21 protein-coding genes and 1 pseudogene are annotated in these 26,499 nt (G+C 38.2%); 14 read left to right on the plus strand and 8 right to left on the minus strand.

Features of this window, described 5'->3' with window-relative positions; genetic code table 11:
• The first annotated feature begins 1 nt into the window (after position 1).
• Positions 2-1,075, plus strand: coding sequence for a DUF3179 domain-containing protein (locus tag Q0X77_RS05410; protein ID WP_297794177.1), 1,074 nt, complete (start codon positions 2-4; stop codon positions 1,073-1,075).
• A 63-nt stretch (positions 1,076-1,138) separates the two neighbouring features.
• Here Q0X77_RS05410 and groL read toward each other — a convergent pair whose 3' ends face one another.
• The 7 genes from groL to miaB all read right to left on the minus strand — a co-directional run bounded on the left by groL (position 1,139) and on the right by miaB (position 7,827).
• Entirely contained in the window at positions 1,139-2,773 is a 1,635-nt protein-coding gene (gene groL / locus Q0X77_RS05415; protein WP_297794180.1) for a chaperonin GroEL, read from the minus strand.
• 22 nt (positions 2,774-2,795) lie between these two features.
• Positions 2,796-3,074, minus strand: a complete 279-nt coding sequence (locus tag Q0X77_RS05420) for a co-chaperone GroES (protein WP_297794183.1) — start codon at positions 3,072-3,074, stop codon at positions 2,796-2,798.
• A gap of 139 nt (positions 3,075-3,213) precedes the next feature.
• Positions 3,214-3,585, minus strand: a complete 372-nt coding sequence (gene secG / locus Q0X77_RS05425) for a preprotein translocase subunit SecG (protein WP_297794186.1) — start codon at positions 3,583-3,585, stop codon at positions 3,214-3,216.
• Positions 3,586-4,509, minus strand: a complete 924-nt coding sequence (locus Q0X77_RS05430) for a hypothetical protein (RefSeq protein WP_297794189.1) — start codon at positions 4,507-4,509, stop codon at positions 3,586-3,588. It lies immediately after the preceding gene.
• A gap of 65 nt (positions 4,510-4,574) precedes the next feature.
• A complete protein-coding gene (locus tag Q0X77_RS05435; protein WP_297794192.1) occupies positions 4,575-5,093 on the minus strand; it encodes an LptE family protein in 519 nt (172 codons plus the stop codon).
• A gap of 20 nt (positions 5,094-5,113) precedes the next feature.
• Positions 5,114-6,379 (minus strand): sigma-54 dependent transcriptional regulator, encoded by a 1,266-nt coding sequence (locus tag Q0X77_RS05440; protein WP_297794195.1) that lies wholly within the window; start codon positions 6,377-6,379, stop codon positions 5,114-5,116.
• 2 nt (positions 6,380-6,381) lie between these two features.
• Positions 6,382-7,827, minus strand: a complete 1,446-nt coding sequence (gene miaB, locus Q0X77_RS05445) for a tRNA (N6-isopentenyl adenosine(37)-C2)-methylthiotransferase MiaB (RefSeq protein ID WP_297794198.1) — start codon at positions 7,825-7,827, stop codon at positions 6,382-6,384.
• 165 nt (positions 7,828-7,992) lie between these two features.
• On the opposite strand from miaB, the gene Q0X77_RS05450 reads away from it, so the two are divergent.
• From Q0X77_RS05450 to Q0X77_RS05485, 8 genes and pseudogenes are all read left to right on the plus strand, one after another.
• Positions 7,993-9,222, plus strand: a complete 1,230-nt coding sequence (locus tag Q0X77_RS05450) for a hypothetical protein (RefSeq protein WP_297794201.1) — start codon at positions 7,993-7,995, stop codon at positions 9,220-9,222.
• Between the two features lie 119 nt (positions 9,223-9,341).
• A complete protein-coding gene (gene topA / locus Q0X77_RS05455; protein ID WP_297794204.1) occupies positions 9,342-11,816 on the plus strand; it encodes a type I DNA topoisomerase in 2,475 nt (824 codons plus the stop codon).
• A 15-nt stretch (positions 11,817-11,831) separates the two neighbouring features.
• A complete protein-coding gene (locus Q0X77_RS05460) occupies positions 11,832-12,989 on the plus strand; it encodes a formimidoylglutamase (RefSeq protein ID WP_297794207.1) in 1,158 nt (385 codons plus the stop codon).
• Positions 12,990-13,105: 116 nt separating this feature from the next.
• Positions 13,106-14,461, plus strand: a complete 1,356-nt coding sequence (gldK, locus tag Q0X77_RS05465) for a gliding motility lipoprotein GldK (RefSeq protein WP_297794210.1) — start codon at positions 13,106-13,108, stop codon at positions 14,459-14,461.
• A 76-nt stretch (positions 14,462-14,537) separates the two neighbouring features.
• Positions 14,538-15,120 (plus strand): annotated as a pseudogene (gene gldL / locus Q0X77_RS05470) (gliding motility protein GldL).
• 53 nt (positions 15,121-15,173) lie between these two features.
• Positions 15,174-16,742 (plus strand): gliding motility protein GldM, encoded by a 1,569-nt coding sequence (gene gldM, locus Q0X77_RS05475; RefSeq protein ID WP_297794212.1) that lies wholly within the window; start codon positions 15,174-15,176, stop codon positions 16,740-16,742.
• Positions 16,743-16,762: 20 nt separating this feature from the next.
• Positions 16,763-17,665 (plus strand): gliding motility protein GldN, encoded by a 903-nt coding sequence (gldN, locus tag Q0X77_RS05480; protein ID WP_297794215.1) that lies wholly within the window; start codon positions 16,763-16,765, stop codon positions 17,663-17,665.
• A gap of 79 nt (positions 17,666-17,744) precedes the next feature.
• A complete protein-coding gene (locus Q0X77_RS05485; protein ID WP_297794218.1) occupies positions 17,745-18,803 on the plus strand; it encodes an FAD-binding oxidoreductase in 1,059 nt (352 codons plus the stop codon).
• On the opposite strand, the gene Q0X77_RS05490 is transcribed toward Q0X77_RS05485, so the two are convergent.
• On the minus strand, positions 18,797-19,183 hold the full coding sequence (locus Q0X77_RS05490) for a DUF983 domain-containing protein (protein ID WP_297794221.1): 387 nt from the start codon (positions 19,181-19,183) through the stop codon (positions 18,797-18,799). The genes Q0X77_RS05485 and Q0X77_RS05490 overlap by 7 nt on opposite strands.
• A gap of 64 nt (positions 19,184-19,247) precedes the next feature.
• Between Q0X77_RS05490 and Q0X77_RS05495 the strand changes: the two genes are divergently transcribed.
• The 5 genes from Q0X77_RS05495 to Q0X77_RS05515 all read left to right on the plus strand — a co-directional run.
• Entirely contained in the window at positions 19,248-21,170 is a 1,923-nt protein-coding gene (locus Q0X77_RS05495; protein ID WP_297794224.1) for an ABC-F family ATP-binding cassette domain-containing protein, read from the plus strand.
• A 178-nt stretch (positions 21,171-21,348) separates the two neighbouring features.
• Positions 21,349-22,227: a hypothetical protein gene (locus Q0X77_RS05500; protein WP_297794226.1), complete on the plus strand. Its 879-nt coding sequence runs from the start codon at positions 21,349-21,351 to the stop codon at positions 22,225-22,227.
• A gap of 152 nt (positions 22,228-22,379) precedes the next feature.
• Positions 22,380-22,844, plus strand: a complete 465-nt coding sequence (locus Q0X77_RS05505; RefSeq protein ID WP_297794229.1) for a MarR family transcriptional regulator — start codon at positions 22,380-22,382, stop codon at positions 22,842-22,844.
• A gap of 10 nt (positions 22,845-22,854) precedes the next feature.
• On the plus strand, positions 22,855-23,988 hold the full coding sequence (locus tag Q0X77_RS05510) for an HlyD family efflux transporter periplasmic adaptor subunit (protein WP_297794232.1): 1,134 nt from the start codon (positions 22,855-22,857) through the stop codon (positions 23,986-23,988).
• Positions 23,985-26,499: efflux RND transporter permease subunit (locus Q0X77_RS05515; RefSeq protein WP_297794235.1), on the plus strand; the 2,515-nt coding region annotated here is incomplete at its 3' end. The genes Q0X77_RS05510 and Q0X77_RS05515, both read left to right, overlap by 4 nt.

A 26,499-nucleotide genomic window follows, 5' to 3' on the forward strand; every position in this document is an offset into this window, starting at 1 on the left:
TATGAAAAAGATCGTATTGTTAACTATTTGCGCTGTGATATTTCAGGTCTCGTGCAGTTCATCCAACACCCAGGATCAGGATCCGAATACAGATCCTGTTAATCAAAATCCAACTGAGTCCTCTGAATGGAGTATACCTATTGCAGATGTATTTGATGGGGGTCCTGGCCGCGATGGGATCCCTGCGCTTGAGAATCCCGGATTTGTTACGGTCGAGGATGATTTTCTACTCTTAGATAACGATTTGGTCCTGGGATACAAGAATGGTGATGATATTAGGGCATATCAGCACCTGGTACTGGATTGGCATGAAATAATTAATGATAATGTGGGTGATGTTTCCGTGGCTGTTACTTACTGTCCTTTAACCGGAACAGGAATTGGTTGGAATAGGGTAATAAATGGGAAAGAAACCACTTTTGGGGTCTCAGGATTGCTTTATAATACAAACCTGATCCCCTTTGACAGGGAAACGCAAAGCAATTGGTCGCAAATATTAAACGAATCCGTAAATGGCCAGCTTATTGGTGAAACTGTAGAATTAATCTCCCTGGTAGAAACTGACTGGAAGACATGGAAAGCCATGTATCCTTCTACTAAAGTACTAAGTTCAAATACCGGTTTCTCAAGAACATATGGGATATACCCTTATTTTGACTATAAGACTAGCAACGATTTCTTTTTATTCCCGGTAGAGAAAGATAACAGATTGCCTTTAAAAGAACGCGTGCTTGCCATAGTGGATGGAGCAGATGCCAAAACCTATCGTTTTTTAGATCTTACGACGGAAAATATTGTACGGGATTCTTTTAAGGGTATTGAACACCTTATAGTCGGGAATGAAAATTTTATGGTCTCATTCGAGCTGGATTCCAATACAGGTAGTTTGGATTTTGAATATGTGTTTGATGGTTCTGATGTTATTTTGCGGGATAGTGAAAATAACCAATGGAATATATTTGGAGAGGCTGTGTCCGGTCCGCGTAATGGAGAACGATTAAGGTCTTCCCCGGCATTTATGGGATACTGGTTTTCCATACCGGCTTTTTACAACACTGAAATATATAGTAATTAAGACCATTCAGGAATAAAAAAACCGCTCTTCTTAAAGAGCGGTTTTATATGAACTATTGGATGCTTACATCATTCCAGGCATTCCCCCGCCACCCATTGGTGGTCCTGCAGGAGGCGTATCTTCTTTGATGTCTGTTAATGCACATTCAGTTGTCAGGATCATACCTGCAACGGAAGCTGCATTTTCCAATGCAATTCTTGTAACCTTTTTAGGGTCAATGATTCCGGCTTCAAGCATATTCACATAAGTTTCAGTTTTGGCATCATAACCAAAATCGCCCTTACCGTCATATACTTTAGCAACAACTACAGAACCTTCACCACCTGCGTTTTCAACTATTGTACGCAATGGAGATTCAATAGCCCTGGCAACTATTTGTAAGCCGGTTTCTTCATCTGAATTTTCTACGCTTACCTTAGACAGTACTGATTTTGTTCTGATAAATGCAACACCACCACCGGCTACAATACCTTCTTCAACAGCTGCTCTTGTAGCATGGAGGGCATCATCTACTCTATCTTTCTTCTCCTTCATCTCTACTTCAGAGGCTGCACCAACATAAAGTACTGCTACTCCGCCAGCCAATTTGGCCAAACGTTCCTGAAGCTTTTCTTTGTCATAATCGGAAGTAGTGGTCTCTATCTGAGATTTAATTTGATTAACCCTGGTCTTTATGGTCTTTGCTGCTCCGGTTCCGTTGACAATGGTTGTGTTATCCTTATCAATGGTCACTTTTTCACAGGAACCAAGCATGTCTAATGTAGTATTTTCAAGTGAAAAACCTCTTTCTTCAGATATCACAGTACCGCTGGTTAGGATCGCTATATCCTCTAACATGGCTTTTCTCCTGTCTCCGAAACCTGGCGCTTTTACTGCTGCAATTTTCAGAGATCCTCTTAATTTATTCACCACCAATGTAGCCAATGCTTCACCATCTACATCTTCCGCAATTATCAATAATGGTTTTCCCGATTGTGCAACCGGTTCCAGAACGGGCAACAGGTCCTTCATTGTTGAGATCTTTTTATCGAACAACAAGATGTAAGGATTTTCAAGGTTGGCAATCATTTTGTCTGAATCAGTTACAAAGTATGGCGATAGATATCCCCTGTCGAACTGCATCCCTTCCACAACATCCACATAAGTGTCTGTGCCCTTGGCTTCTTCAACAGTGATCACACCTTCCTTACCTACTTTGCCGAAAGCCTGTGCAATAAGCTCGCCAATGTTTTCGTCATTGTTGGAGGATATTGTAGCAACCTGCTTAATTTTTTCGGATGAATCTCCTACTTTTTTCGCTTGTTTAGTCAGGTTTTCAACAATTGCTTCAACGGCTTTATCAATGCCTCTTTTCAGATCCATCGGATTAGCACCTGCGGCAACATTTTTAAGGCCTTCTTTAACAATTGCCTGAGCTAATACGGTTGCTGTTGTAGTTCCGTCACCAGCCAGATCATTGGTTTTAGAAGCAACCTCTTTCACCATTTGCGCTCCCATATCTTCGAGAGCGTCTTCTAATTCAATTTCTTTAGCCACTGTAACACCATCTTTAGTTACAATGGGGGCACCAAATGATTTACTAATAATTACATTTCTACCTTTGGGCCCTAATGTCACTTTTACTGCATTCGCCAGGGCGTCTACACCTCTTCTCAGACCATCCCTTGCTTCAATATCAAACTTTATATCTTTTGCCATTTTCTATTCGTAATTTTGGTTATTAAATAATTGCTAAAATGTCGCTTTCACGCATCATTAGATAATCAGATCCTTCAAGTTTCAATTCTGTTCCGGCATATTTGCCATAAAGTACGGTGTCTCCGACTTTTACAGTTACTTGCTCATCTTTGGTTCCCGGGCCAACTGCCACTACTTTACCTTTTTGTGGTTTTTCTTTGGCGGTGTCCGGAATATAAATCCCTGATGCCGTCTTGGTTTCCGCTGCCATAGGCTCAATCAGGACCCTGTCTGCAAGTGGTTTAATTTTTACTTTAGCCATATTACTTAGTTTTTAGTTTATAATTTTCTTCTTCTAGTTGACAGAAATTATGCCATTACTTAAAAACTGACATTTTGTTGAAATAAAAATGCCAGCTTGTCATTTATGCTGGCATTTAAATATTTTTCATTGCAGTAAACTAGTTAACTGAATCTGTGGGATTAGCTCTTTCAGTTGCAGGCACCTGTTCTGGCACTTCCTCAGGAACAGTTTCCGGAACTACATTTTCAATATCATCACCGCCTTGAAGTAATTTTGATTCTGCCTCCCCAAAATTTCCTTTAAGTGCTACATTGGACAATAGGATAAGAACTATTAAAAGTGTTGCTAATGTCCACGTACTTTTATCCAGGAAATCTCCGGTTTTTTTGACGCCTCCAACAATTTGGGTGCCTCCTCCGCCAAAAGAAGATGATAATCCGCCTCCTTTAGGATTTTGGACCATAATAACCAATATCAATAGCAGACACACTACTATTATAAGGACCAGGAAGATTGAAAATGTGCTCATTTATTTTGTGTTTTCTTGCTGTAGCTTTCGCACTGCTTTTATTCGGTTTGCAAAGAAACTACTTTTTTCCGGATATTTCAAACTTAAAATCTTGTATGCTTGAATGGCTTTTTTGAACTTTTTCTGCTCCAAATAAACCTTTGCTAGCGTTTCGGTCATCAACTCATTTTTGTCAAACTTTGTCGATTCCTTAATGTTAATGTCTGAAGAGAGATTTTCCGATGGAACAATCTTCGGTTTGTTTTCTATAAACCGATCTATTAATTCAAAATTTTTCTTTTTCTGGAGATTTTCTTCCAGGGGAAATGGGATGTCTTTTATTTCCTCAGTTTCAGATTCTTTTTTTTCTCTTTTTATAGATTTAAAAGAGGTGAGTTGTAACCATTCTCCAAAGGAATGTTTTTCTCTTTTTGTAAAGGGTAGGGGCTTGCCTAATTCCAATTCTTCTTTAGCTTTTTTTATGGCTGCTAAATCCTTGTCTACTTCAGGATCTTTTGAAGCGAAAAGCGAAGGATCAAGGATATTGTCTGCATCCTTAATGTTTTGTGGTAAAGGATGATCCTTAGAATCATCTATTAAATGCGTGTCAGCATCTGGGTTTGGTTCAACTTCTTCAGATAAGATCTCTTGTTCTTCTAAAGGTAATGTTTTACCTGAAATGGTATCCGCGATTGAATTTTGAAGAAATTCTTCATTTGTAATGAAATCAAAAAGGATATCCCTGTCCGCAGTGTGCGCAGCCGTTACCTTTAATGCATTGTTGTACTTAAAACTATTTAGATTTTTTAATCCTTTTAAATGAAGTGCCCTTGCAGACTGAAAGTATGGGTACTCCTTGAGGATATCTTCCAATTGGTTTGTCTGAACAGGTTCCAATACCTTTTCAGGATGCTGCAATAAGAAAGTAAAATCTGCTACATTCATATTAATTAATTCGCCTAAAAAATGAGTATTTAAAACTTGGGTTACTCATTAATTTGAAATTTTTTCTACCAATCTGCCAATGATGCATTAAATATATCCTGTGTTATCCTTTCAAAAATGGCGGTAAGTGCTTCATCTCTTACTGTTGAGAACTGTGCATTTGCATCGTAATCATAAAAGAAAGAAAACGATTGTTCAAAATCTACATCTTCTTTGGTTCGATTAAAAAATCGAACATTAACACCCATGGTCAATCTGTTTTGAGCAGCCCGCTGTTCCGCAGTTGCTGTCATTGGAGAAATCCTGAATTGTACAATTTCTCCTTCATATATTAAATCTGCATCGGAATTCCGTAATTCCAGGTTGGTCTGGTTTAGGATAAGATCCTGCAATGCCAGTGTAAAATCCCTGTCCAAACCAGGTTCAAAAGTAGATCCGGGATTTTGAGTTGCGTAATTCTGAAAATAATTTACTTGAAATGATGTTGCCGATCCTACATCGCCACCGGTAAAATTATAGGCTCCGCATCCATGCAATAATAAAGCAAAAGAAATACTAAGTATACCGTTAATAGCTTTTTTCAAGATATATGTTCAAATTTAAGTTATAAATCATATTGTTTAATCTTTCTGTACAATGTTCTTTCCGAAATGCCCAACTCTGCAGCTGCTGCTTTTCTTTTGCCTCTATTTCTTTCCAGGGATTTACGGATTAATTCAATTTCTTTTTCCTGTAAAGAAAGTGTTTCTTCCTCTTCTATTTCCTCTGCAAAATCATATTTATCTTCCTGAGGCGCTTCAGGTCTTGATTCTAAGCTGGCTTCAGGGAGAGGTAACACTTTTAATGCTTTAGTTTCTTCCTCCTTAATATGCTCTCCATTCGTGCCATAAATCTTGCGGATCAGGTTTTCATTTTCTGCCTGAACTTTAGATAAATCATTGTTTTGCAGCAATTCCAGGGTAAGTTTTTTAAGATCATTAAGATCTCCTTTCATATCAAATAAGACCTTGTACAGAATTTCCCTTTCATTACTAAAGTCGGTTTCTTTCTTTCCTGTTCCAATTACAGCCGGAAGATTGGAATCGTTGGCATTGGGCAAATAGGCATTCAGGGTGGATAAGCTAATGCTTCTTTCTCCTTCTAAAACGGATATTTGTTCAGCAACATTTCTTAATTGTCGGATATTTCCGGGCCATCGGTATTTGGTAAGCAATTGAATGGCATCGCTCTGCAATCTAATTGTTGGCATTTTGTATTTCTGGCCAAAATCTGATGCAAATTTTCTAAACAGTAAATGAACATCCTCACGCCGTTCTCTCAGGGGTGGAATATTAATTTCCACAGTACTCAATCTGTAATATAAATCTTCTCTGAATTTTCCTTTCTTTATAGCATCAGTTATATTCATATTGGTTGCAGCAACAATACGAACATTTGTTTTTTGCACCTGAGAAGACCCTACTTTTAGAAATTCGCCATTTTCCAAAACCCTGAGCAATCTTACTTGAGTGGTGAGGGGAAGTTCTCCTACTTCATCTAAAAAAATAGTACCACCATCTGCAACTTCAAAATAACCTCTTCTTGTTTGCGTTGCGCCGGTGAAGGCCCCTTTTTCATGACCAAATAACTCACTATCTATGGTGCCCTCCGGAATTGCCCCGCAGTTTACAGCAATATATTTTGCATGTTTTCTATGTGATAAAGAGTGAATAATTTTTGGGACAGCTTCCTTTCCCACCCCACTTTCGCCTGTGACCAAAACGGAAATATCCGTAGGCGCTACCTGTATGGCTTTTTCCAGGGCGCGATTGAGTTTGGGATCATTACCAATTATTTCAAAACGTTGCTTTATCGCCTGTACACCTTCCATGCTTAATTATTTTCAGAATAACCTACCGCTTTCCCTATTAGGGTGGCAGAAGTACAATTTTCTATACGCACTAAAACAAATTCTCCCACCGCGTATTTTTCTTTGGGAAATACTACAACAGTATTTTGTGAATTACGACCCATCCACTGTAAATCTGATTTTTTGGATGTACCTTCAATAAGCACTTCTTCAACCTTTCCGAGATGTTGTTTTGTCCTAAAATGGCTGTGCTTTAATTGTAATTCGATAATTTCACTTAATCTTCTTTTTTTAATTTCCTGCGGAATATTGTCTTCAAGTTTCCTTGCTGCCAGGGTCCCGGGGCGTTCGGAATATGCAAACATGAACCCAAAATCATATTTCACATAATCCATCAGGGATAGGGTGTCTTTATGATCCTCCTCAGTCTCCGTAGGGAATCCCGTGATCATGTCCTGGCTAATAGCGCAATCGGGTAAAATGGTTTTTATGTTATCAATCAAATCAAAATATTCTTCCCTGGTGTGCAATCTGTTCATTGCTTTTAAAATTCTATTACTTCCACTCTGTACGGGCAGATGAATATAATTACAGATATTTTGATAACTGGCCATGGTTTCAATAACCTCCATTGTCATGTCCTGTGGATTTGACGTTGAAAAACGAATCCGCATCTTAGGTTGTGCAAGGGCTACTAATTCCAGTAATTTGGCAAAATTTACTGCGGTTGCCTTTTGCATATCGGATGCCGTACTGAAATCTTTTTTTAATCCACCCCCAAACCATAAATAACTATCCACATTCTGGCCCAGCAGTGTTACTTCTTTAAACCCTTTTTCCCAAAGTTCATTTACTTCATTTACAATGGACTGTGGATCCCTGCTGCGTTCTCTTCCCCTAGTAAAAGGAACAACACAAAAAGTACACATATTATCACAGCCCCGGGTAATAGAAACAAAGGCCGTTACCCCATTGGTATTTAATCGCACAGGAGCGATATCGCCATAGGTTTCTTCTTTAGAAAGTATTACATTAACTGCATTCCGTCCCTCGTCAACTTCCCGGATAAGATTTGGCAGGTCTTTATATGCGTCTGGTCCTACCACCATATCCACAATCTTTTCCTCTTCAAGTAATTTGCTTTTCAGTCTTTCTGCCATACATCCCAGAACCCCTACTCTCAAATGCGGTCTGTCCTTCTTAACCGCGTTAAACTTTTCGAGTCTTTTTCTGACTGTCAATTCCGCTTTTTCGCGAATAGAGCAAGTGTTAACCAAAACAAGGTCTGCTTCTTCCAGTGAGTTGGTCGTATTAAAACCTTCCTGTGCAAGAATAGAGGCCACGATTTCACTGTCAGAAAAATTCATCTGACAGCCATAGCTTTCAATATATAGGTTACGTGTATTTTTCTGATCTTTATCGAGCGTAAGCACCGTACCCTGATTTTTTTCCTCAATAATTTTCTCCATTCGTTGTTCTATTCTGACATAGCTTAAACAGTCTGCAAAGATAGTATATTCTAAATAATAGTGACAAATTGACAGTTAATTATTTAACAAAATTTACGCAACTCGCCGTTATAGTAAGTATCTATTTATAGACAACCCAATACCTTTTAATTAAACTATTGCCCTATGAAAAGAAATGTATTAAGCCTATTGCTCCTCCTGGCAATCTTCTCCTGTGATAAAAAAGAAGAAGGTGAATATGCTGATTACCTGGTGGCAACACCAATAACAATGAGTACCGAAGAATTTAAAAACAGTGTGGATATAGTTGCGCCTCGCTCAATTGATGAATCGGGTAAAATTTATGCTTATCAGGACTACATTTTTGTCAACGATAAATACAAAGGAGTACACGTAATTGATAATAGTGATCCAAGTTCTCCGAAGAAAATTTCATTTATCAAAATAGCCGGTAATGTAGATATTTCGGTAAAAGGAAATTTCCTTTATGCAGATAGTCTAACAGACCTGATTGTATTGGACATTTCAGAAATAAATGCAATTAAAATCGTTAACAGACTTGAAAATGTATTACGCGATAATGTGGTATGGCCGGTTGCCGATATATATGAATATGAGGGAGTAGATTATCAGAATGAAGTTTTGGTGGGATGGGATGTTAAAACCGAAAGAAAATTAATATCAGAAGTATATAATCGTTTTGATGATCAGATCTTCCTGGCTGAAACTGCAAATGATAGTGGGGTAGGACAGGGAGGATCACTGGCACGATTTAAAATTGTAAATGATTATCTGTACGCTGTAGACAGTCATACCATTAATGTTTTTGAAATTAGTGATTTAGGAAACCCCAAGGATTTGGAAGATGTTTATGCCGGTTTTGATATTGAAACAATTTTTAACAGAGGTGACCATCTGTTCCTGGGAAGTATGCGAGGGATGTATATTTATGATATAACAACTCCCGCCTTGCCCTTATTCATTTCAGAATTTCAGCATGGCACCGCCTGTGATCCTGTTGTGGTAGATGGAGATTATGCCTTCGTGACATTACGTGGCGGAAATAATTGCGGAGCCACTGAGAGTGGATTGTTTATTGTGGATATTTCAGATATTAACACGCCCGTGCTTGCTACGTCATATGCAATGGATGAACCGTATGGGCTTGGAATAAAGGATGATAAACTTTTTGTTTGCGATGGAAAATCAGGTCTAAAGGTTTATGACAAAACCGATATCGAGAATCTACAATCGTTAAATCACTATGAGGACATTGTTACTTTTGATGTGATACCTATGGATGAAACTCTGATCATGATAGGGGATGAAATATTATATCAGTATAGCTATTTGGACAATAATATAGAGTTAATTAGTTCTATGGATTTAAATTAATTTGCAGTGAAATTTAGAAGAGACATCCCAAAATTTGGGATGTTTTTTTTTGAAATACGGACTACCGGAAATACCAAATAAAAAATTTGACATACTTTTGTTTTCTCAAAAACTGATGAATGGCTAAGAATTTAGTAATCGTGGAGTCGCCTGCAAAGGCTAAAACAATAGAAAAATTTCTGGGTAAGGATTTTAAGGTGGAATCTAGTTTTGGACACATTGCCGATCTTCCATCCAAGGAATTAGGGGTAGATGTAGAAAATGATTTTGAACCTAAATATATAGTCGATCAGGAAAAGAAGAGCCTGGTTAAAAAGCTTAAAGATCTGGCTAAGAAAGCTGATACCATTTGGTTAGCGAGTGATGAAGACAGGGAAGGGGAAGCTATTTCGTGGCATTTGGCGGAGACCCTGGGTCTTGATAGGGATAAAACAAAACGAATCGTTTTTAATTCTATTACGAAATCGGCCATTCAAAAAGCCATTGAGAACCCGAGGGCTATAAATTATAATCTGGTAAACGCCCAGCAGGCAAGAAGGGTTCTAGACCGGTTGGTCGGATACGAACTATCGCCTGTTCTCTGGAAAAAAATTAAACCGGGACTTTCGGCCGGACGAGTGCAATCTGTTGCGGTTAGACTGATTGTGGAAAGGGAACGTGAAATTGATGTTTTTGAATCCGAAGCTTCTTATAAAGTAGTTGCAGAATTTAAAACAGAGAATGGGAACATCTTTGGAGCCAGACTGGGGAAGAGCTTCTCTTCTAAAAAAGAGGCCGAGGAGTTCTTAAATAAAAATGCCGGGGCTATCTTTAATGTGGCCAGCCTTGATAAAAAACTTGCAAAGAAATCACCTGCCGCTCCATTCACCACATCCACCTTGCAACAGGAGGCGTCTCGGAAACTGTATTTTTCGGTATCCAGAACTATGCAGGTTGCACAGCGTTTATATGAAGCCGGACTTATCACTTACATGAGGACAGACAGTGTTAATTTATCTGGAGAAGCAATAAGTGCCGCAAAAGACACCATCATTAAGAACTATGGTGAGCAGTATAGTAAAGTCAGAAATTATAAAGGTAAATCCAAAGGAGCTCAGGAGGCCCATGAGGCCATACGTCCTACAGATATGAATTTACAGTCTCCCTCTTTGGAAAGGGATCAGTCTAAATTATATGAATTGATCTGGAAACGTACGCTTGCTTCACAAATGAGTGATGCGCAATTGGAGCGTACGAATGTAAAAATCAAATCCAATACGTATCAAGAAGAATTTACAGCAAATGGTGAAGTCATCAAATTTGATGGATTTTTAAAAGTCTATCTGGAAGGTAAGGATGAAGAAGATATTGCTGAAGAGCAGGAAGGTTTACTCCCGGCAATGAAAACCGGCGATCCGTTATTCTATAATTATATGACTGCAACGGAAAGATTTACAAGGGCACCATATAGATACACAGAAGCTACCCTGGTTAAAAAACTGGAGGAACTTGGTATTGGAAGACCTTCGACCTATGCTCCTACAATTTCAACTATTCAAAACAGGGGTTATGTTGAAAAAGGAAGTGTTGAAGGAGAAGAGCGAAAGTATACACAGCTACTGTTAAAAAGCGATAAGGTTGAGGAAAAAGCCCTTACCGAAATCGTTGGTTCAGACAAAGGAAAGTTGGTGCCGACTGATATAGGGAGCATTGTAAATGATTTTTTAGTAAATCATTTTGCACATATTTTGGATTATAACTTTACCGCAAAAGTGGAGAAAGATTTTGACGAAATTGCTGAGGGCCATGAAGATTGGCAAAAAGTCATGAAGGATTTTTACAAGGACTTTCACCCTAATGTGCTGGATGTACAAGAGAATGCTGAACGTGCAAGCGGAGAACGCGTGCTGGGAACAGATCCTAAATCGGGAAGGCAGGTTGCGGTTCGTTTGGGACGTTTTGGACCGATGGTTCAAATCGGTACAGTTGAAGAAGAAGACAAACCATTGTTTGCCAGTTTACTTCCTGAACAATCCCTTAATACAATTACCTATGAGGAAGCTATGGAGCTTTTCCAGCTTCCAAGAAAATTAGGGGTGTTTGAAGGAGAGGAAATAGAGGCCAATGTGGGGAGGTATGGACCTTATGTTAGATTTGGCAAAAAATTTGTTTCCCTGGATAAAGGTGAAAGCGCTTTTGATGTTGATCTCGAACGTGCCATTGAATTAATTCGTGAAAAACAAAAAGCGGATGCACCCATAGCGGTTTATGAAAATAAGGATGTGATTAAAGGTAAAGGTCGTTTTGGTCCTTTTATCAAATGGGATGGCATGTTCATTAACGTGAATAAGAAATACGACTTCGATAACCTTACAGAAGAGGATATTAAGGAGTTGATAGAATTAAAGAAGCAAAAAGAAGCTGAAAAGCTTGTAAAGGAATGGACGAAAGAAGGCATCCGAATTGAAAAGGCCAGATGGGGAAGACATTCCATCATTAAGGGTAAGACCAAGGTTGAGCTTTCGAAAGATGTGGATGCTGCAAATATCTCTTTGGAAGATGCCCAGGCATTATTGGAAAAGAAGAAACCCAAGAAGAAGACCAAGAAAACCTAAGAATAAGGTACAAATATGGCGTTTGATTTTTTACTACCGGTTGATGAACGAGCCCTTGCGCATTGTGAGCTTTTACCACCCCAGTCTCTTGGCCGAAATATTTTTAAGCATACCGAAAAAAAAGGGCTGCCGGTCCTGGCGAATGCTTCTTTTGCCCTGATTGGAGTTCTGGAATCAAGAAATGCATTTGAAAAGAAAACTGAGCGTCTTGATACGACCAATATCAGGATACAGCTTTATAAACTAATGATGGGTAACTGGAATTCCATCTTTGTAGATCTTGGCGATATTGAGGAAGGGGAAGCAGTTGAAGACACCTATTTTGTAGTAAAGGAAATTGTAGCTGAATTGCTCGAGGAAAAAGTTATACCTATTATTATTGGAGCCACTCAGGATATAACGTACCCTTCATATAGAGCTTTTGATAAAATCAAGGATATGGTAAATCTGGTGTCTATAGACAGCAGGTTTGATTTCGGGGCAGATGAGGAACTTATTTCTTCACACTCCTATATGAGCAAAATTATTACTGATAAACCGAATAATCTTTTCAACTTTTCAAATATTGGTTATCAAAGCTATTTTAATGCCCAGGAAGAAATTGATTTGATGGAGCGCCTTTTTTTTGATGCCTACAGGCTGGGGGAAATAACCTCAGATATTTCTCTCGCCGAGCCCGTATTAAGAAATGCACATCTTATAAGCCTGGATGCCAGGGCAATAAAGGCCGGTGAGATAGGAGGCTCTAAGAATTTTTCTCCAAATGGGTTTAATGGAAGGGAAATTTGTGCGATAGCCAGGTATGCGGGTATGAGCGATAATGTAGCTGTATTCGGAATATATGAAATAGAAAATTCAAACCAATCCTTCCAATTATTAGCCCAGATAATATGGTACTTTATAGAAGGATATAATTTTAGAATAAAGGAGTCTCCTAGTACTAAAAGCAAAGACTTCACTAAGTTTAATGTCCCTACCGAAACCGAGCAATTGGTTTTTTTTAAAAGTCTGCTGACGGAAAGATGGTGGGTTGAGGTTCCATCAATTTTATCTTCACATAATAAATTAAATTCACCTGCGTTATTACCATGCACTGAACAGGACTATCTAGATGCATGTAACCAAAATATTCCTGAAAGGTGGTTTAAGGCCTACAAGAAAGGTTTTAGCTAACATTAATTTATTTTAAAGGATAGACGGGTTTATACAATAAATTATTCAAAATTCAGTTTTAGAGAGTAATAATTGTGAATACTGTTTATAGTCTTAATCGAAATTTAACCTAAAGTATGAAGAAGCTATTGTTAATGTCTATAGCATTTGTTTTTTTGCTCACAAGCTGTGGGTCTAAGACAAAAGGAGAACTAGTCGGAGTCCAGGGTAAAAAATGGCATCCGGAAAAACCTTATGGAATGGAGCTGATCCCCAGGGGATCATTTATCATGGGTAAAAGTGAGGAGGACATGGGTAAAGTTCTTAACGCGCCAACTAAAACCGTTACCGTTCGATCATTCTACATGGATGATACCGAAATAACGAATAGTGAATATCGTCAGTTTGTAGAATGGGTGAAAGATTCCATCGTCAGAACAAAGCTGGCCATCCTGGCTGATGAATTAGGAATGGGTCCGGATGATGAAGGAATCGGAGAATATGCATTTAAGGATGCGGATACCACCGAAATGTCTACCTATGATAAATACATGCTGGATAATTATTCTGGTATGGGGGAGACCGGTTACGAAGGAAGAGGACTTAATAGGGACGCAGATTTAATCTGGGATACTTCCGAATACCCGGATGAGTATTATACAGAAATTATGGATTCCATATATATTCCTGAAGAAGAATCCTATAATGGGCAGCGTACTATTGATGTCACAAAATTAAAATACAAATACAGCTGGATGGATATTGAAGCTGCTGCACGTTCAAGAGATGCGCGCAGAAAGGACTTTATTAAGCAGGAGGAATTGGAGATCTATCCCGATACCACTGTTTGGATCAGGGACTTTCAGTATTCCTATAATGAGCCAATGCATAATGACTATTTCTGGCACGATGCCTATAGTGATTATCCGGTAGTTGGAGTTTCCTGGCAACAGGCCCAGGCTTTTTGTAACTGGAGAACCAAATTTAAAAATGATGATCAGAAGAGCAGAGGGAGACAATTTGTAAACGGATTCAGATTACCTACTGAAGCTGAATGGGAATATGCTGCCAGAGGAGGTATTGAAAGTGGTACTTATCCATGGGGCGGACCTTATGTTATCAGTGATACGGGTTGCTTTATGGCAAACTTTAAACCACAGCGAGGTGATTATGCAGCTGATGCGGCACTTTATACCGTAGAGGCTAAATCTTATGAGCCTAATGATTATAACCTGTACAATATGGCAGGGAATGTTGCGGAATGGACCAACTCAAGCTATGACCCAAACTCTTACGATTATGTATCAACAATGAACCCAAATGGAGGGGATTATGAAAATAAAAGAAAAGTTATTCGCGGAGGTTCATGGAAAGATGTTGCTTATTTCCTGCAAGTAAGTACACGTGATTATGAATACAGAGATTCTGCCCGTAGTTACATCGGTTTTAGAACCGTTCAGGATTATATGGGTGAAGAAGACTCAACACAATAGTTTTTACGTATATAATAAATCAAACAATAAACCAAATACTTATTTTTAACATTAAACTTAAATTAAATTTAGAATTATGGCACAGTCAAAATCAACAAAGAAATTATTTAACATTTGGACCACTAACCGGCGGTCTTCTTTTAGCAGTAGGTCTTATTACCGAAGCACTTATTTTCGCTATTAGTGCATTTGAACCGGTAGATGATGAATACGATTGGTCTCTTGTATATCCTGAATTAACAGGTGGCATGACCAACGGAAGAAATGATGTTCAGGATGCTCAGGAAGCAGAAGGGATATTATCAAGAAAATTAGATGAGCTTTTAAAGGAAGCTAATATCGATGCTAACCTTATGGAAAGCCTTGGAGAGAGCATTCGCAATTTTGAAGGTGCTGCAAAAGGAATTGCTCCTTCTGTTGATGCGATGGAATCTACCAAGAAATATTCAGATGAAATGGTACAGGCAGCGGCTCAAATGGAGTCTTTAAACAGCTTGTATAAAGTACAATTGGAAAGTGCTAGCAGACAAGCTTCCGTAAATGAAGAAGTAGTTCAAAATGCTAGTGCACTTAAAGACCAAATGGAATCTCTTGCATCTAATCTATCTTCATTAAATGGAGTATATGGTGGAATGTTAACTGCAATGAATAATAACTAATTAGTGTATTAGTAAACCCAAATCAAAATTTTAATCAAAACTAATTAGAAAACATGGCAGGAGGAAAATTGTCACCACGTCAGAAGATGATCAACTTAATGTATTTGATCTTCATCGCAATGCTGGCGTTGAATATGAGTAAAGAAGTTCTGGCAGCATTCGGTCTTATGAACGAAAAGCTGGAAGCTTCTAACGCAAAAACTACCGAAAACAATCTCGCGTTCTTAGGTGGTTTAGAAACGAAAGCATCGGAAAACTCGGAAAAATTTGGTCCGTTACTGGAAGATGCCAAGAAGATAAAAGAATTGTCTCAGGATTATTATGACTACCTGGAGGCTCTTAAAGGAAAAATGTTATCTGAAATTAAAGATCCCAAGGATTATCAGGTAATGGATAAGTCTGATTATTTGGATCAGAAATTTTTTCAAGGCGATAACCTGGCTCCCGAAGGAAAGGAATTCATGAAAAGGATTACGGATTACCGTACTCAGGTTACAGCCGTTTTACCGGAAAGCATGTCAGAAGTTAAGGCTTCTGTACAAACCAGATTTGAAACTGGTGATGCTAACGGTAAGGTTGAGAAAAGAGATGGAACGAAACAAGATTGGATCAACTATCATTTTGAAGGTTTCCCGGTTGTGGCTTCACTGACAAAAATAACACAGCTTCAGGCTGATGTTAGGGCTACAGAGCATGATGCTTTGCAGACCATGTTGGAAGGTCAGTTAACCTCTGAGGTTTCGATGACCAATTATACGACGCTGTTAGAGCAGGAGAAATCAGCTTTTTATGCTGGTGAGAAATTTGCTGGAGCTGTAGTATTAGGTCGTAAAGATGCTACAACAAGACCCAATGAGGTAAACCTTACTTTGGATGGGAGAAAACTTAGCGAAGGTAAGGACTATGAGATCAAGGAAGGTCAGGTAAAATTATTAGTAAGTGCCGGAACTCCCGGAGACCATAAGATTGCTGGTAACCTGGTATTTATTCAGGATGGAGAGAGAACAGAAGTTCCTGTTTCTCAAACATTTGCTACGATCACTAAGCCTAACGCTGCATTGATTGCTGCAGATAAGATGAATGTGGTTTATCGCGGGGTTTCAAACCCAATGTCTATATCTATTCCCGGAATTCCGAATAACAAGGTAAGTGCATCTGCTCCCGGTCTTAAAAGAAGGCAAGGAAGCAAGTATATCATGAATCCCGGAACAGGAAGGACTGTGACAATAACGGCCTCAGGTACCTTGCCTGACGGGCAACGTGTTTCTTCAAAATCTGAATTCAGGATTAAGGATATACCTAGGCCTTCAGGTTCTATTAGAGGAGAAACCGGTAGTGCTAAGATGGGTAGAAAGAATCTTGAAATTGCAACAATTGGTGCCTTGCTTGAAGACTTTGATTTTGATCTAAATCTTGCAATTAGCGGATTTAAATTTAAAGTCCCGGGTCAACCTACCGTAAGTGTAAAAGGTAATAAACTGGATTCAAGAGCCAAATCGGCATTGAAGAGAGCTAAAAGAGGTGATGCTTTGCAGATATTCGATATTCAAGCGTTTATCACTAATAATAAAGCCTATAAATTGAAGAAAGTATCTCCGGTAATTGTGGAGATCACGAACTAAGAATAGTAAATTATAATTTTATGAATTGGAAGAATGTTTTAATTGCTGGAGCTGTAGCACTTTTACCAATATCCATGATGGCACAGGCTAATATTTTAAATGCCAAGAAGCCAGAGGAAATTGGGAAAAAGACAGCAGCGCAAATAGCAGCGGATAATGACGCTCCACTGCCTTACGGCTATGTGGATGACAGGGATATTCTCTGGTCCAAGACCGTATGGGAGGTGATTGATCTTGATGAAAGAGTTAATTTCCCCTTGTATTATCCGCTGGATACTATTGATATTGGTCCTGATAGAAGGTCGTTATACGATGTTTTTATGAAAAACATTAAAAACGGCAAGCTTACCGACGTCTATGTAGATTCCTATTTCACTGAAAAAAGACAATTGAGTGACTTGGAAGCGACATTGAAAAAGGTGGATACCACAGATCTTGGATATGAGCAAATCAATGCAGGTGAGCAACTTTCCCCGGAATATGTAAACGAAAGGGAACTAACTGCGGCAGACATTGAGGAATATCGTATCAAAGGGATTTGGTATTTTGACAAGCGGCAGGGTGAATTGAAGTATCGCATGTTAGGAATTGCCCCGGTGGCACCCGATGTAAACTTTGTTGATGATGAATCTATGAATCCAAACGAAAATAAAGTTGAACTATTTTGGGTTTGGTATCCTAGTGCCAGGGAGATTTTACATGATGCCAAGGTTTTTAACCAACGGAATTCGGCACAGCCCATATCTTTCGATATGTTGTTGAACGCCAGGAGGTTTAACGGTCTTATATACCGGGAAGATAATATTCAGGGCGATCGTGAAATCGATAATTATATTGCCGATAATGCATTATTCCAGTTGCTTGAAGCTGATCGTATTAAAGAAACAATACGGGACAGGGAACAGGACATGTGGGCCTATTAAGAATAATCGGTAAATTCCAATTCAAATATAAATTAGAAAACGCTGCACCATTTGGTGCAGCGTTTTTTAATTTTGTATTATGTTAGATTACTTGATAGTAGGCCTGGGCCTGGCTGGAATAGCATTTTGTGAAAAGCTTGAAGAAGGCCGTAAGACCTTTAAAGTGATCAATGATGACTCTCAAACATCATCGAATATTGCCGGTGGCCTCTACAACCCGGTAATATTAAAAAGGTTTAGCCTGGCCTGGAAAGCAGATCAGCAACTTCAAATGGCTTATCCATTTTATAAAAACCTGGAAGCTAAACTGGGTGTTTCTCTGGATTATAAAATAGCTGTGTTAAGGATATTTGCTTCTGTAGAAGAGCAGAATATGTGGTTTGAAGCAGCAGATAAACCAAAGTTAAAACCTTATTTGTCCACAAAATTGGTTCAAAATACCAATTCCTGTATAAAGGCACCATACGGTTTTGGAGAGGTATTGCATACCGGAAGGGTAGATACAAAAAGGTTGGTTGATGCGTATTCGTTGTATTTATCTTCCAGGAAGCAATTATATGCCGAAACCTTCAACTTTGAGGACTTGGAGATAACAGAAACCGGGATTAAGTATAAATCAATCAAGGCAAAAAAAATTGTTTTTGCTACAGGATTTGGACTAAAAAGCAATCCGTATTTTAATTATTTGCCCCTCAACGGCACTAAAGGAGAACTTTTAACGATTAGGGCACCATTACTTAAGGAAAATAGGGTTATTAAATCTTCTGTTTTTATTATTCCCGTTGGCCATGATCTCTTTAGAATAGGGGCAACCTATAAATGGAAGGATAAGACCAATGTTCCTACTCCTGAAGCCAGAGAAGAGCTTCAAAGAAAGCTGGATACTTTTTTAAACTGTGATTACGAAGTAGTAAAACATGTCGCCGGAATAAGACCAACAGTGGCCGATAGGCGCCCTCTGGTAGGCAGGCACCCCAAATATAAATCTTTGTATATGCTAAATGGTTTTGGATCAAGAGGAGTTATGATAGCACCCTACGCTTCAAACCAACTATATAATTTTATAGAGAATAACTTGCCTGTTGCTCCTGAAATGGATATCGGCAGGTATTTAAAGGCGTATGCGAACTCTCAATAAACAGTCACGGCCTTGGGATCGTATTTAATAAAGATATTGATCCAGATATTTCGGGAAAGCCTTATAATTATTGGCAGGAAGACGATAAGTGTAATTACAATTGCAATAAATGTATTTAGCAAACCGGCATCAAATATTAAGAATGCTATGACAAATACTGCTACTGCAAATGCAATGCCTACTGCATAACTCACGTACATGGCTCCATAGAAAAAAGAAGGTTCAATTTTATACTTGGTATTACAATGCGAACAACGCTCCTTCATTTTAAAAATCGATCCCAATTGATAGGGATTTGATTTTTCATACATGCTTTCGCTGTGGCATTTAGGACAACTTCCTGTTAAAATGCTGTAGAGTTTGTTTCCTTTTTTTAACATTTGCAAAAGTTTACGCAAAACTACAATTTTGCGAAGTTTCTAATTGTAACACGGATCACAAAAAATGCTAAATATTCATAATCTTTCGGTTTCGTTTGGAGGCGAATATCTCTTTAAAGAAATAGCATTTAGATTAAATGCAGGTGATAGAGTTGGCCTTATCGGCAAAAATGGAGCGGGAAAATCTACCTTACTTAAGTTGCTTTCGAAAGAAATGGAGCCTGATTCCGGCACCTTGGCTTCTGAAAAGGATATTAAAATAGGTTTTTTAAAACAGGATCTCGATTTTGAACATGGAAGGACGGTACTGGATGAGACCTATGAGGCTTTTATTGAGTTAAAGGCCCTTGAAAAGCAATTAGATGAGATAAATCTACAACTGTCAGATAGGACAGATTATGAGAGTGACCAGTATAATCAGCTTATAATAGACCTCAATGATCGGACACATCAATATGAGGTCCATGGGGGCTATAATTATCAGGGACAAACAGAAAAAGTTCTTCAGGGCCTTGGGTTCAAAAGAGAAGATTTTAATAAAAGTACGGATACATTCTCCGGGGGTTGGCGGATGCGCATTGAATTGGCTAAACTCCTCCTGCAAAATAATGATGTGCTATTACTGGATGAGCCTACCAACCATCTGGATATTGATTCTATACTTTGGCTGGAACAATTTCTGCTTAATTATACCGGTGCACTTGTTATCGTCTCTCACGATAAAATGTTTTTGGACAATGTTACGAACAGAACAATTGAAATATCGCTTGGAAGAATTTATGATTATAATAAACCTTATTCCAAATATTTAGAGCTCAGGGAAGAAATAAAAGCGCAACAATTAAGTGCCAGAAAGAACCAGGACAGAGAAATACAGCAAACGGAACGTTTAATTGAAAAGTTCCGAGCTAAGGCATCAAAAGCCTCTATGGCGCAATCTCTTATTAAGAAACTGGATAGAATGGATCGAATAGAAGTGGATGAGGATGACCTTAGTGCCATGAAATTGAGATTTCCGGTTTCAGTTACGCCCGGAAAAGTGATCTTTGAAATGGAGGATTTGTCTAAAAGTTATGGCGATAAGGAAGTCCTTCGGGGGATAGACATAATTTTGGAAAGAGATAGTAAAACGGCTTTTGTTGGTCAGAATGGACAAGGTAAAACGACATTGGCTAAAATACTTGTTGGTGAATTGGAATATCAGGGAAGATTGAAAGCCGGTCATAATGTAGAGATAGGTTATTTTGCCCAAAATCAAATGGAGTACCTGGATAGCAACAAAACCATCTTAGATACTATGATAGATGCTGCCAATGAAAAGAATAGAAGTAAGGTAAGAGATATTTTAGGGTCTTTTCTTTTTAGTGGTGAGGATGTAGACAAGTACGTAAAAGTTTTATCCGGAGGAGAAAGAAACAGATTGGCATTGGCTAAAATGTTGCTGCAGCCTTTTAATGTTCTCGTAATGGATGAGCCAACAAATCATTTGGATATAAAATCGAAACATATACTAAAAGAAGCACTAAAGAAGTTTGAAGGTACCTTGATTGTGGTATCCCATGACCGCGATTTTTTGCAGGGTCTTACGAACAAGGTATATGAGTTTAAAGATAAAAGGATAAAGGAATACCTGGGGGATATCAATTATTTTCTTGATCAGCGCAAGGTTCAGGATTTCAGGGAAATCGAAAAAAAACAAAACGACCGGAAAAAGAAAGAAAAAAGCATTGGTAAGCTTTCAAATTATGAAAGTCAAAAACGCTTAAAGTCTTTAAAGAATAAACTTAGCGCTGTTGAAAGCGGAATCTCGGACTTAGAAAAAGAGATTGCTAAAATAGATCACGACCTTCTTATGGATTATGATACTACGATTGCAAAAACAGACTTTTTTGATATGTATCAGGAGAAAAAAAGGGGTCTTGAGGAACTGATGGTCAAGTGGGAAAATCTTACGTTAGAGCTTGAAAACACGGTAAAAGAAGAATAAAAAGGAAAGAAAAAAAATTTTTCACCACAGAAAATTAAACTTTCACAACAAAAACGCACACTTCATCGATTAAATAAGCATTTTATCTATAAACGTTAGTATATTTGTAGGGTAATTCTTAATTATTTAAACGTATTTATTTATTTTGTATTACTACTATTTCTTAAAGCCTAATTTTATGAAGAAGCTAATCATTCTTTCGGTGCTTTTAATAATGGCAAATCAGGTGATTTTTGCGAGGGTAAGTAAAGCCGAAAAAGTAGCTTTAATTGATCTCTACGAAAATACGAATGGAAGTTCCTGGTTGAAACAGTGGAATCTGCAGCAGCCGGTGAATGAATGGTATGGGGTTAAGGTTGAGGGAAATCATATAGTTGAGATCAATTTATTTCGAAATAATCTTTCAGGAACACTTCCTCAAAGTATTGGTAATTTAACTCACCTGCGAATACTTAATCTGGCGTTTAACACATTAAGTGGGGAGTTGCCCAAATCTATATCACAGCTTAAGAAGCTGGAAGTATTAAAAATAGAGATGAACAGGTTCAAAGGAGATCTTCCCCAGGAGATCGGCAATATGGAAAACCTGCTGGAGCTTTCCGCTTTCAATAATTTTTTCTCCGGTCATATCCCTCAGAGTATAGGCAATTTGCTAAACCTCAGGGTACTAAACCTTTCCAGTAACAATTTTGTTGGTAAGATCCCGGATTCAATAGGAAGTCTGACCAGGCTTGAAAGTTTAGGACTTTTTGAAAATACACTGGAAGGTGATATCCCCAGAAATTTAGGAAACCTGGTTCTGCTAAAAGAATTAGTTCTTGCAAATAATCAATTGGGCGGTGAGATTCCCGAAGAATTTGGACAGTTGGCTAGCCTTAAGGTTTTACAAATTCAAAATAACAAATTCAATTCATATAAAAACCTGGAACTCATGGATACGCGGGAGTTTTTAGTTTTTGATTATGATAAGGGCGATATAAAATTAGATTTCAAAGATGTTAATTTTACCAAAACTCGTATGGCGGATACGAAATTTGAAGATGACAATGAACATTAGTAGTTGACTTATACTTTAGTTAGTTAGGCCAAAGGGATGCGATAAGCATCCCTTTTTGTTTTATAATAAATTTAAAAGGTTAAACATAATTTATGATATATTTAACGTTAGTTGCATATGCAACTAATGAAATATTGCGTTATCTTTGAGCCATGAACAATTCAGATATTTTAATAGATTTTGATACCTCTGTAGGTCGTTGGATCGGCAGTACGGCTAAGATGGTGGATAATTATTTACACGAGGCTTTTCAAAGCCACGGGCTTGATCTTAGTAAAGAGCAAATGGTTGTCCTTAAAAAATTACATGAAAATGATGGCCTTATTCAAAATGAATTGGCATATCTGACTTTAAGAGATAAATCGTCTCTGGCCAGATTACTGGCTAAAATGGAACGCAAAAATTACATAAACAGAGAACAAGATGAATTCGACAAAAGGGTAAACAGGGTTTTTATTACCGAAATCGGCAGAACAACCTTTAGACAAACCCGCCCCATTATTGTTGAACTAAAAGAAATCATGGAAAAAAATATTAAAGAAGAAGAAATATATCAACTTACAAATACTCTTAAGAATATTCAACGTAACATTAACTCCGCAGAGGCCCAAATTTAACAAGAAAGAAATGAGAAAAATAATTTTATCAATACTAGGAATCCTAATAATAATAGCCTCGTTTTTCCTGGCTAAGCAAATTATTAACAGCAAAACCAGGCCAAAGGCAAAAGTAGAAAAAGTTGTAAAGACCGTTTTTACCGAAACTGTTACCAATGGTACGGTTCCGATTATAGTCCCGGCAAATGGTAATTTAAGGGCAAAAAGGAGGGTGGAACTCTATGCTGAAGTCCAGGGGGTATTCCAAAAAACAAATAGACTTTTTAAAGCAGGACAGCCCTATAGAAAAGGTGAGACCATTATTAAAATAGATGCATCCGAATATTATGCCAGTGTACAGTCGGCGAAAAGTAATTTATACAATCTGATTACTTCTATTATGCCCGATCTTCGCCTGGATTATCCGGAAGTATTCCCCAAATGGCAAGCTTATTTAAGCAGATTTGACCTAAACAGGACCACTCCACCTCTCCCGGAAATGACAACTGAAAAAGAGAAATTCTTTATCTCGGGCCGTGGTATTCTCACAAACTATTACAATGTCAAAAATCAGGAGCAGCGTTTACGAAAATATAGTATCTCTGCACCGTTTAATGGTATACTCACCGAGGCGCTGGTTACAGAAGGTTCGCTGGTTAGATCCGGGCAGAAATTGGGAGAATTTATTAATACAGACACCTATGAATTGGAAGTTTCCATTAGTAAAACTTATAGTGATCTATTAAAACTTAATGAGCATGTAGACCTTGTTAATCTCGATCGCACTAAAACCTACAATGGTGTCGTTTCCAGAATTAATGGAAATATTGATTTAGCTACACAGACTATTAAGGCTTTTATTGAGGTAAGTGATCCTGATTTAAAAGAAGGGATGTATCTCGAAGCAAACCTCAATGCCAAACAGGAAACAGATGCGATCGAAATAGACAGGAGCCTTTTATTGGAGAATGACCAGATTTTTGTTGTACGTGATTCATTACTTGATCTTATTGATGTGAAGCCTGTATATTTTTCCGATAAGAAAGTTGTGCTAAAAGATGTCCCTGAAGGAATTTCAATACTTACAAAACCCGTTGTCGGTGCTTTTGATGGAATGTTGGTAAAAAAATATAAAAGAGAAACAGCCAAAATAGAAGACCAATGAGAAAAGTAATTTCTTATTTCATAAAATATCACGTTGCCGTAGATGTAATTATCATAGCATTTTTCATTTTTGGTATCGTAGGGGCGTTATCATTGAAATCTTCATTTTTTCCCTTAACGGATTCCAAAAATATTTCAGTTAATATTACCTATCCGGGAGCTTCGCCTCAGGAGATTGAAGAAGGAATTGTGTTAAAAATTGAAGATAACCTTAAAGGATTAGAAGGTGTTGACAGGGTTACTTCTACGTCCAGGGAAAATAGTGGAAATATCAATGTGGAAATTGAAAAAGGCAGAGATATTGATTTCATGTTGTTGCAGGTTAAAAATGCCGTAGATAGGGTGCCCACGTTCCCAACTGGTATGGAACCGTTAATTGTTTCAAAATTAGAAGCAGTACGGCAAACAATAAGTTTTGCAATCAGCGGCGAGAATATTCCACTTGCAACCCTAAAGCAAATAGCCCGTCAGATTGAAAATGATATCCGGTCAATTGATGGCATATCCCAGATAGCTATTTCCGGGTTTCCACAAGAAGAAATTGAAATTGCTGTTAATGAAAATAATCTCCTGGCGTATGGCTTGTCTTTCCCTGAGGTAGCAAGCGCAGTATCCAATGCCAATATATTGGTCACCGGAGGTAATATTAAAACCAGTGAAGAAGAATACCTGATACGCGCAAATAATAGATCTTATTATGGCGATGAGCTTTCTAATCTAATCATAAGGGCAGATGCCGCCGGACAGACAGTTCGGCTTAAGGATATAGCAATTATTAGGGATCGTTTTTCGGAAACACCTAATGCATCTTATTTCAACGGAGACCTATCAGTACGAACTACTATAACAAGTACAAATACGGAAGATCTTATTTCTTCTGCCGAAAAAGTCCGCAACTATATTGAAGATTTTAACCAGAAGAATAATAATGTACAGTTGAGTGTGGTAAGGGATCTTTCAACCACACTTACACAGCGTACGCAACTTCTGACGGAAAATGCCATAATTGGTATGATTCTGGTACTTATTTTTCTATCCATATTTCTTAATACAAGATTGGCTTTTTGGGTAGCATTTGGATTGCCCGTTGCCTTCTTGGGAATGTTTATTTTTGCCGGTTTTTTCGATGTTACCATAAATGTTCTGTCCCTCTTTGGGATGATTATAGTCATCGGGATACTTGTAGATGACGGGATTGTAATTGCCGAAAACATATATCAACATTACGAGAAGGGAAAGACTCCGGTACAAGCGGCTATAGACGGAACTATGGAGGTAATCCCTCCTATTGTATCTGCAATTATAACAACAATACTTGCGTTCTCAATATTTCTATTTCTGGATGGACGGATAGGGGAATTTTTTGGAGAAGTTTCTGTAATAGTCATACTTACTTTGGTTGTTTCCCTTGTAGAAGCTCTTATAATTCTGCCGGCTCACCTTGCTCACTCTAAAGCCTTGCATGCAGAAGATAAAAGGCCAAAGAAAGGGCTTTCCAAAATATTTTCAAAGCTTAGGGTTATCAATAAAGGTGGAGATCAGATTATGACCTGGTTCCGGGATAAAGCCTACAGTCCCACACTAAAATTTGCCCTGCGCTATAAATTATTAACTTTTTCTTTTTTCGTTTTTGCATTAATCCTCACTTTCGGATCTATTGGGGGCGGAATTATCCGGACTGCTTTTTTCCCACAAATAGCCAGTGACAGGGTTCAGGTAGAATTACTTATGCCTAATGGCACCAATGAAAAAATAACAGATTCCATTATAAGCTTAATAGAGGAGAAGGCAGAAATTGTCAATCAGGAACTAACAGAACAATATCTTCAAGGCACTGGTAAAGAACTCTATGAAAATGTAATAAAAAATGTAGGCCCCGGTTCTTCAGCGGCAACACTTTCTATTAACCTGTTGCCGGGTGAGGAGCGTCCTGATGCAATCCGGTCAGATTTAGTTTCGACAAGGCTACGGGAATTGGTTGGACCGGTAATTGGTGTTGAAAGTCTTATTTACGGCTCTGGAGGTAATTTTGGAGGTGATCCGGTTTCCGTATCCTTACTGGGGTATAACATTCAGGAATTGAAGGCTGCAAAGGAGGAGTTGAAAAATGCAATGATCAATAATCCTGACCTCAAAGATATTTCAGATAATGATCCGGCAGGGATTAAAGAAATCCGCCTTGAGCTCAAGGAAAATGCATATTTGCTTGGTCTTAATTTGAGGACAGTAATGAATCAGGTTCGGGCAGGATTCTTTGGAACTCAGGCCCAGCGATTTCAAAGAGGGCAGGATGAGATAAGGGTATGGGTAAGATATGATCGGGAAAACAGATCTTCAATAACCGACCTGGATGAAATGCGAATAGTTACTCCAAATGGCAGCAGAATACCTTTAAAAGAAATCGCTACCTATACTATTGCACGGGGAGATGTGGCTATCAATCATTTAGATGGTCAGCGTGAAATCCAACTATCTTCAGATCTTAAAGATGCTAAAAAGGTCAGTGCTACAG

The sequence above is a fragment of the uncultured Eudoraea sp. genome (assembly GCF_947258925.1).
Taxonomy (GTDB): domain Bacteria; phylum Bacteroidota; class Bacteroidia; order Flavobacteriales; family Flavobacteriaceae; genus Eudoraea.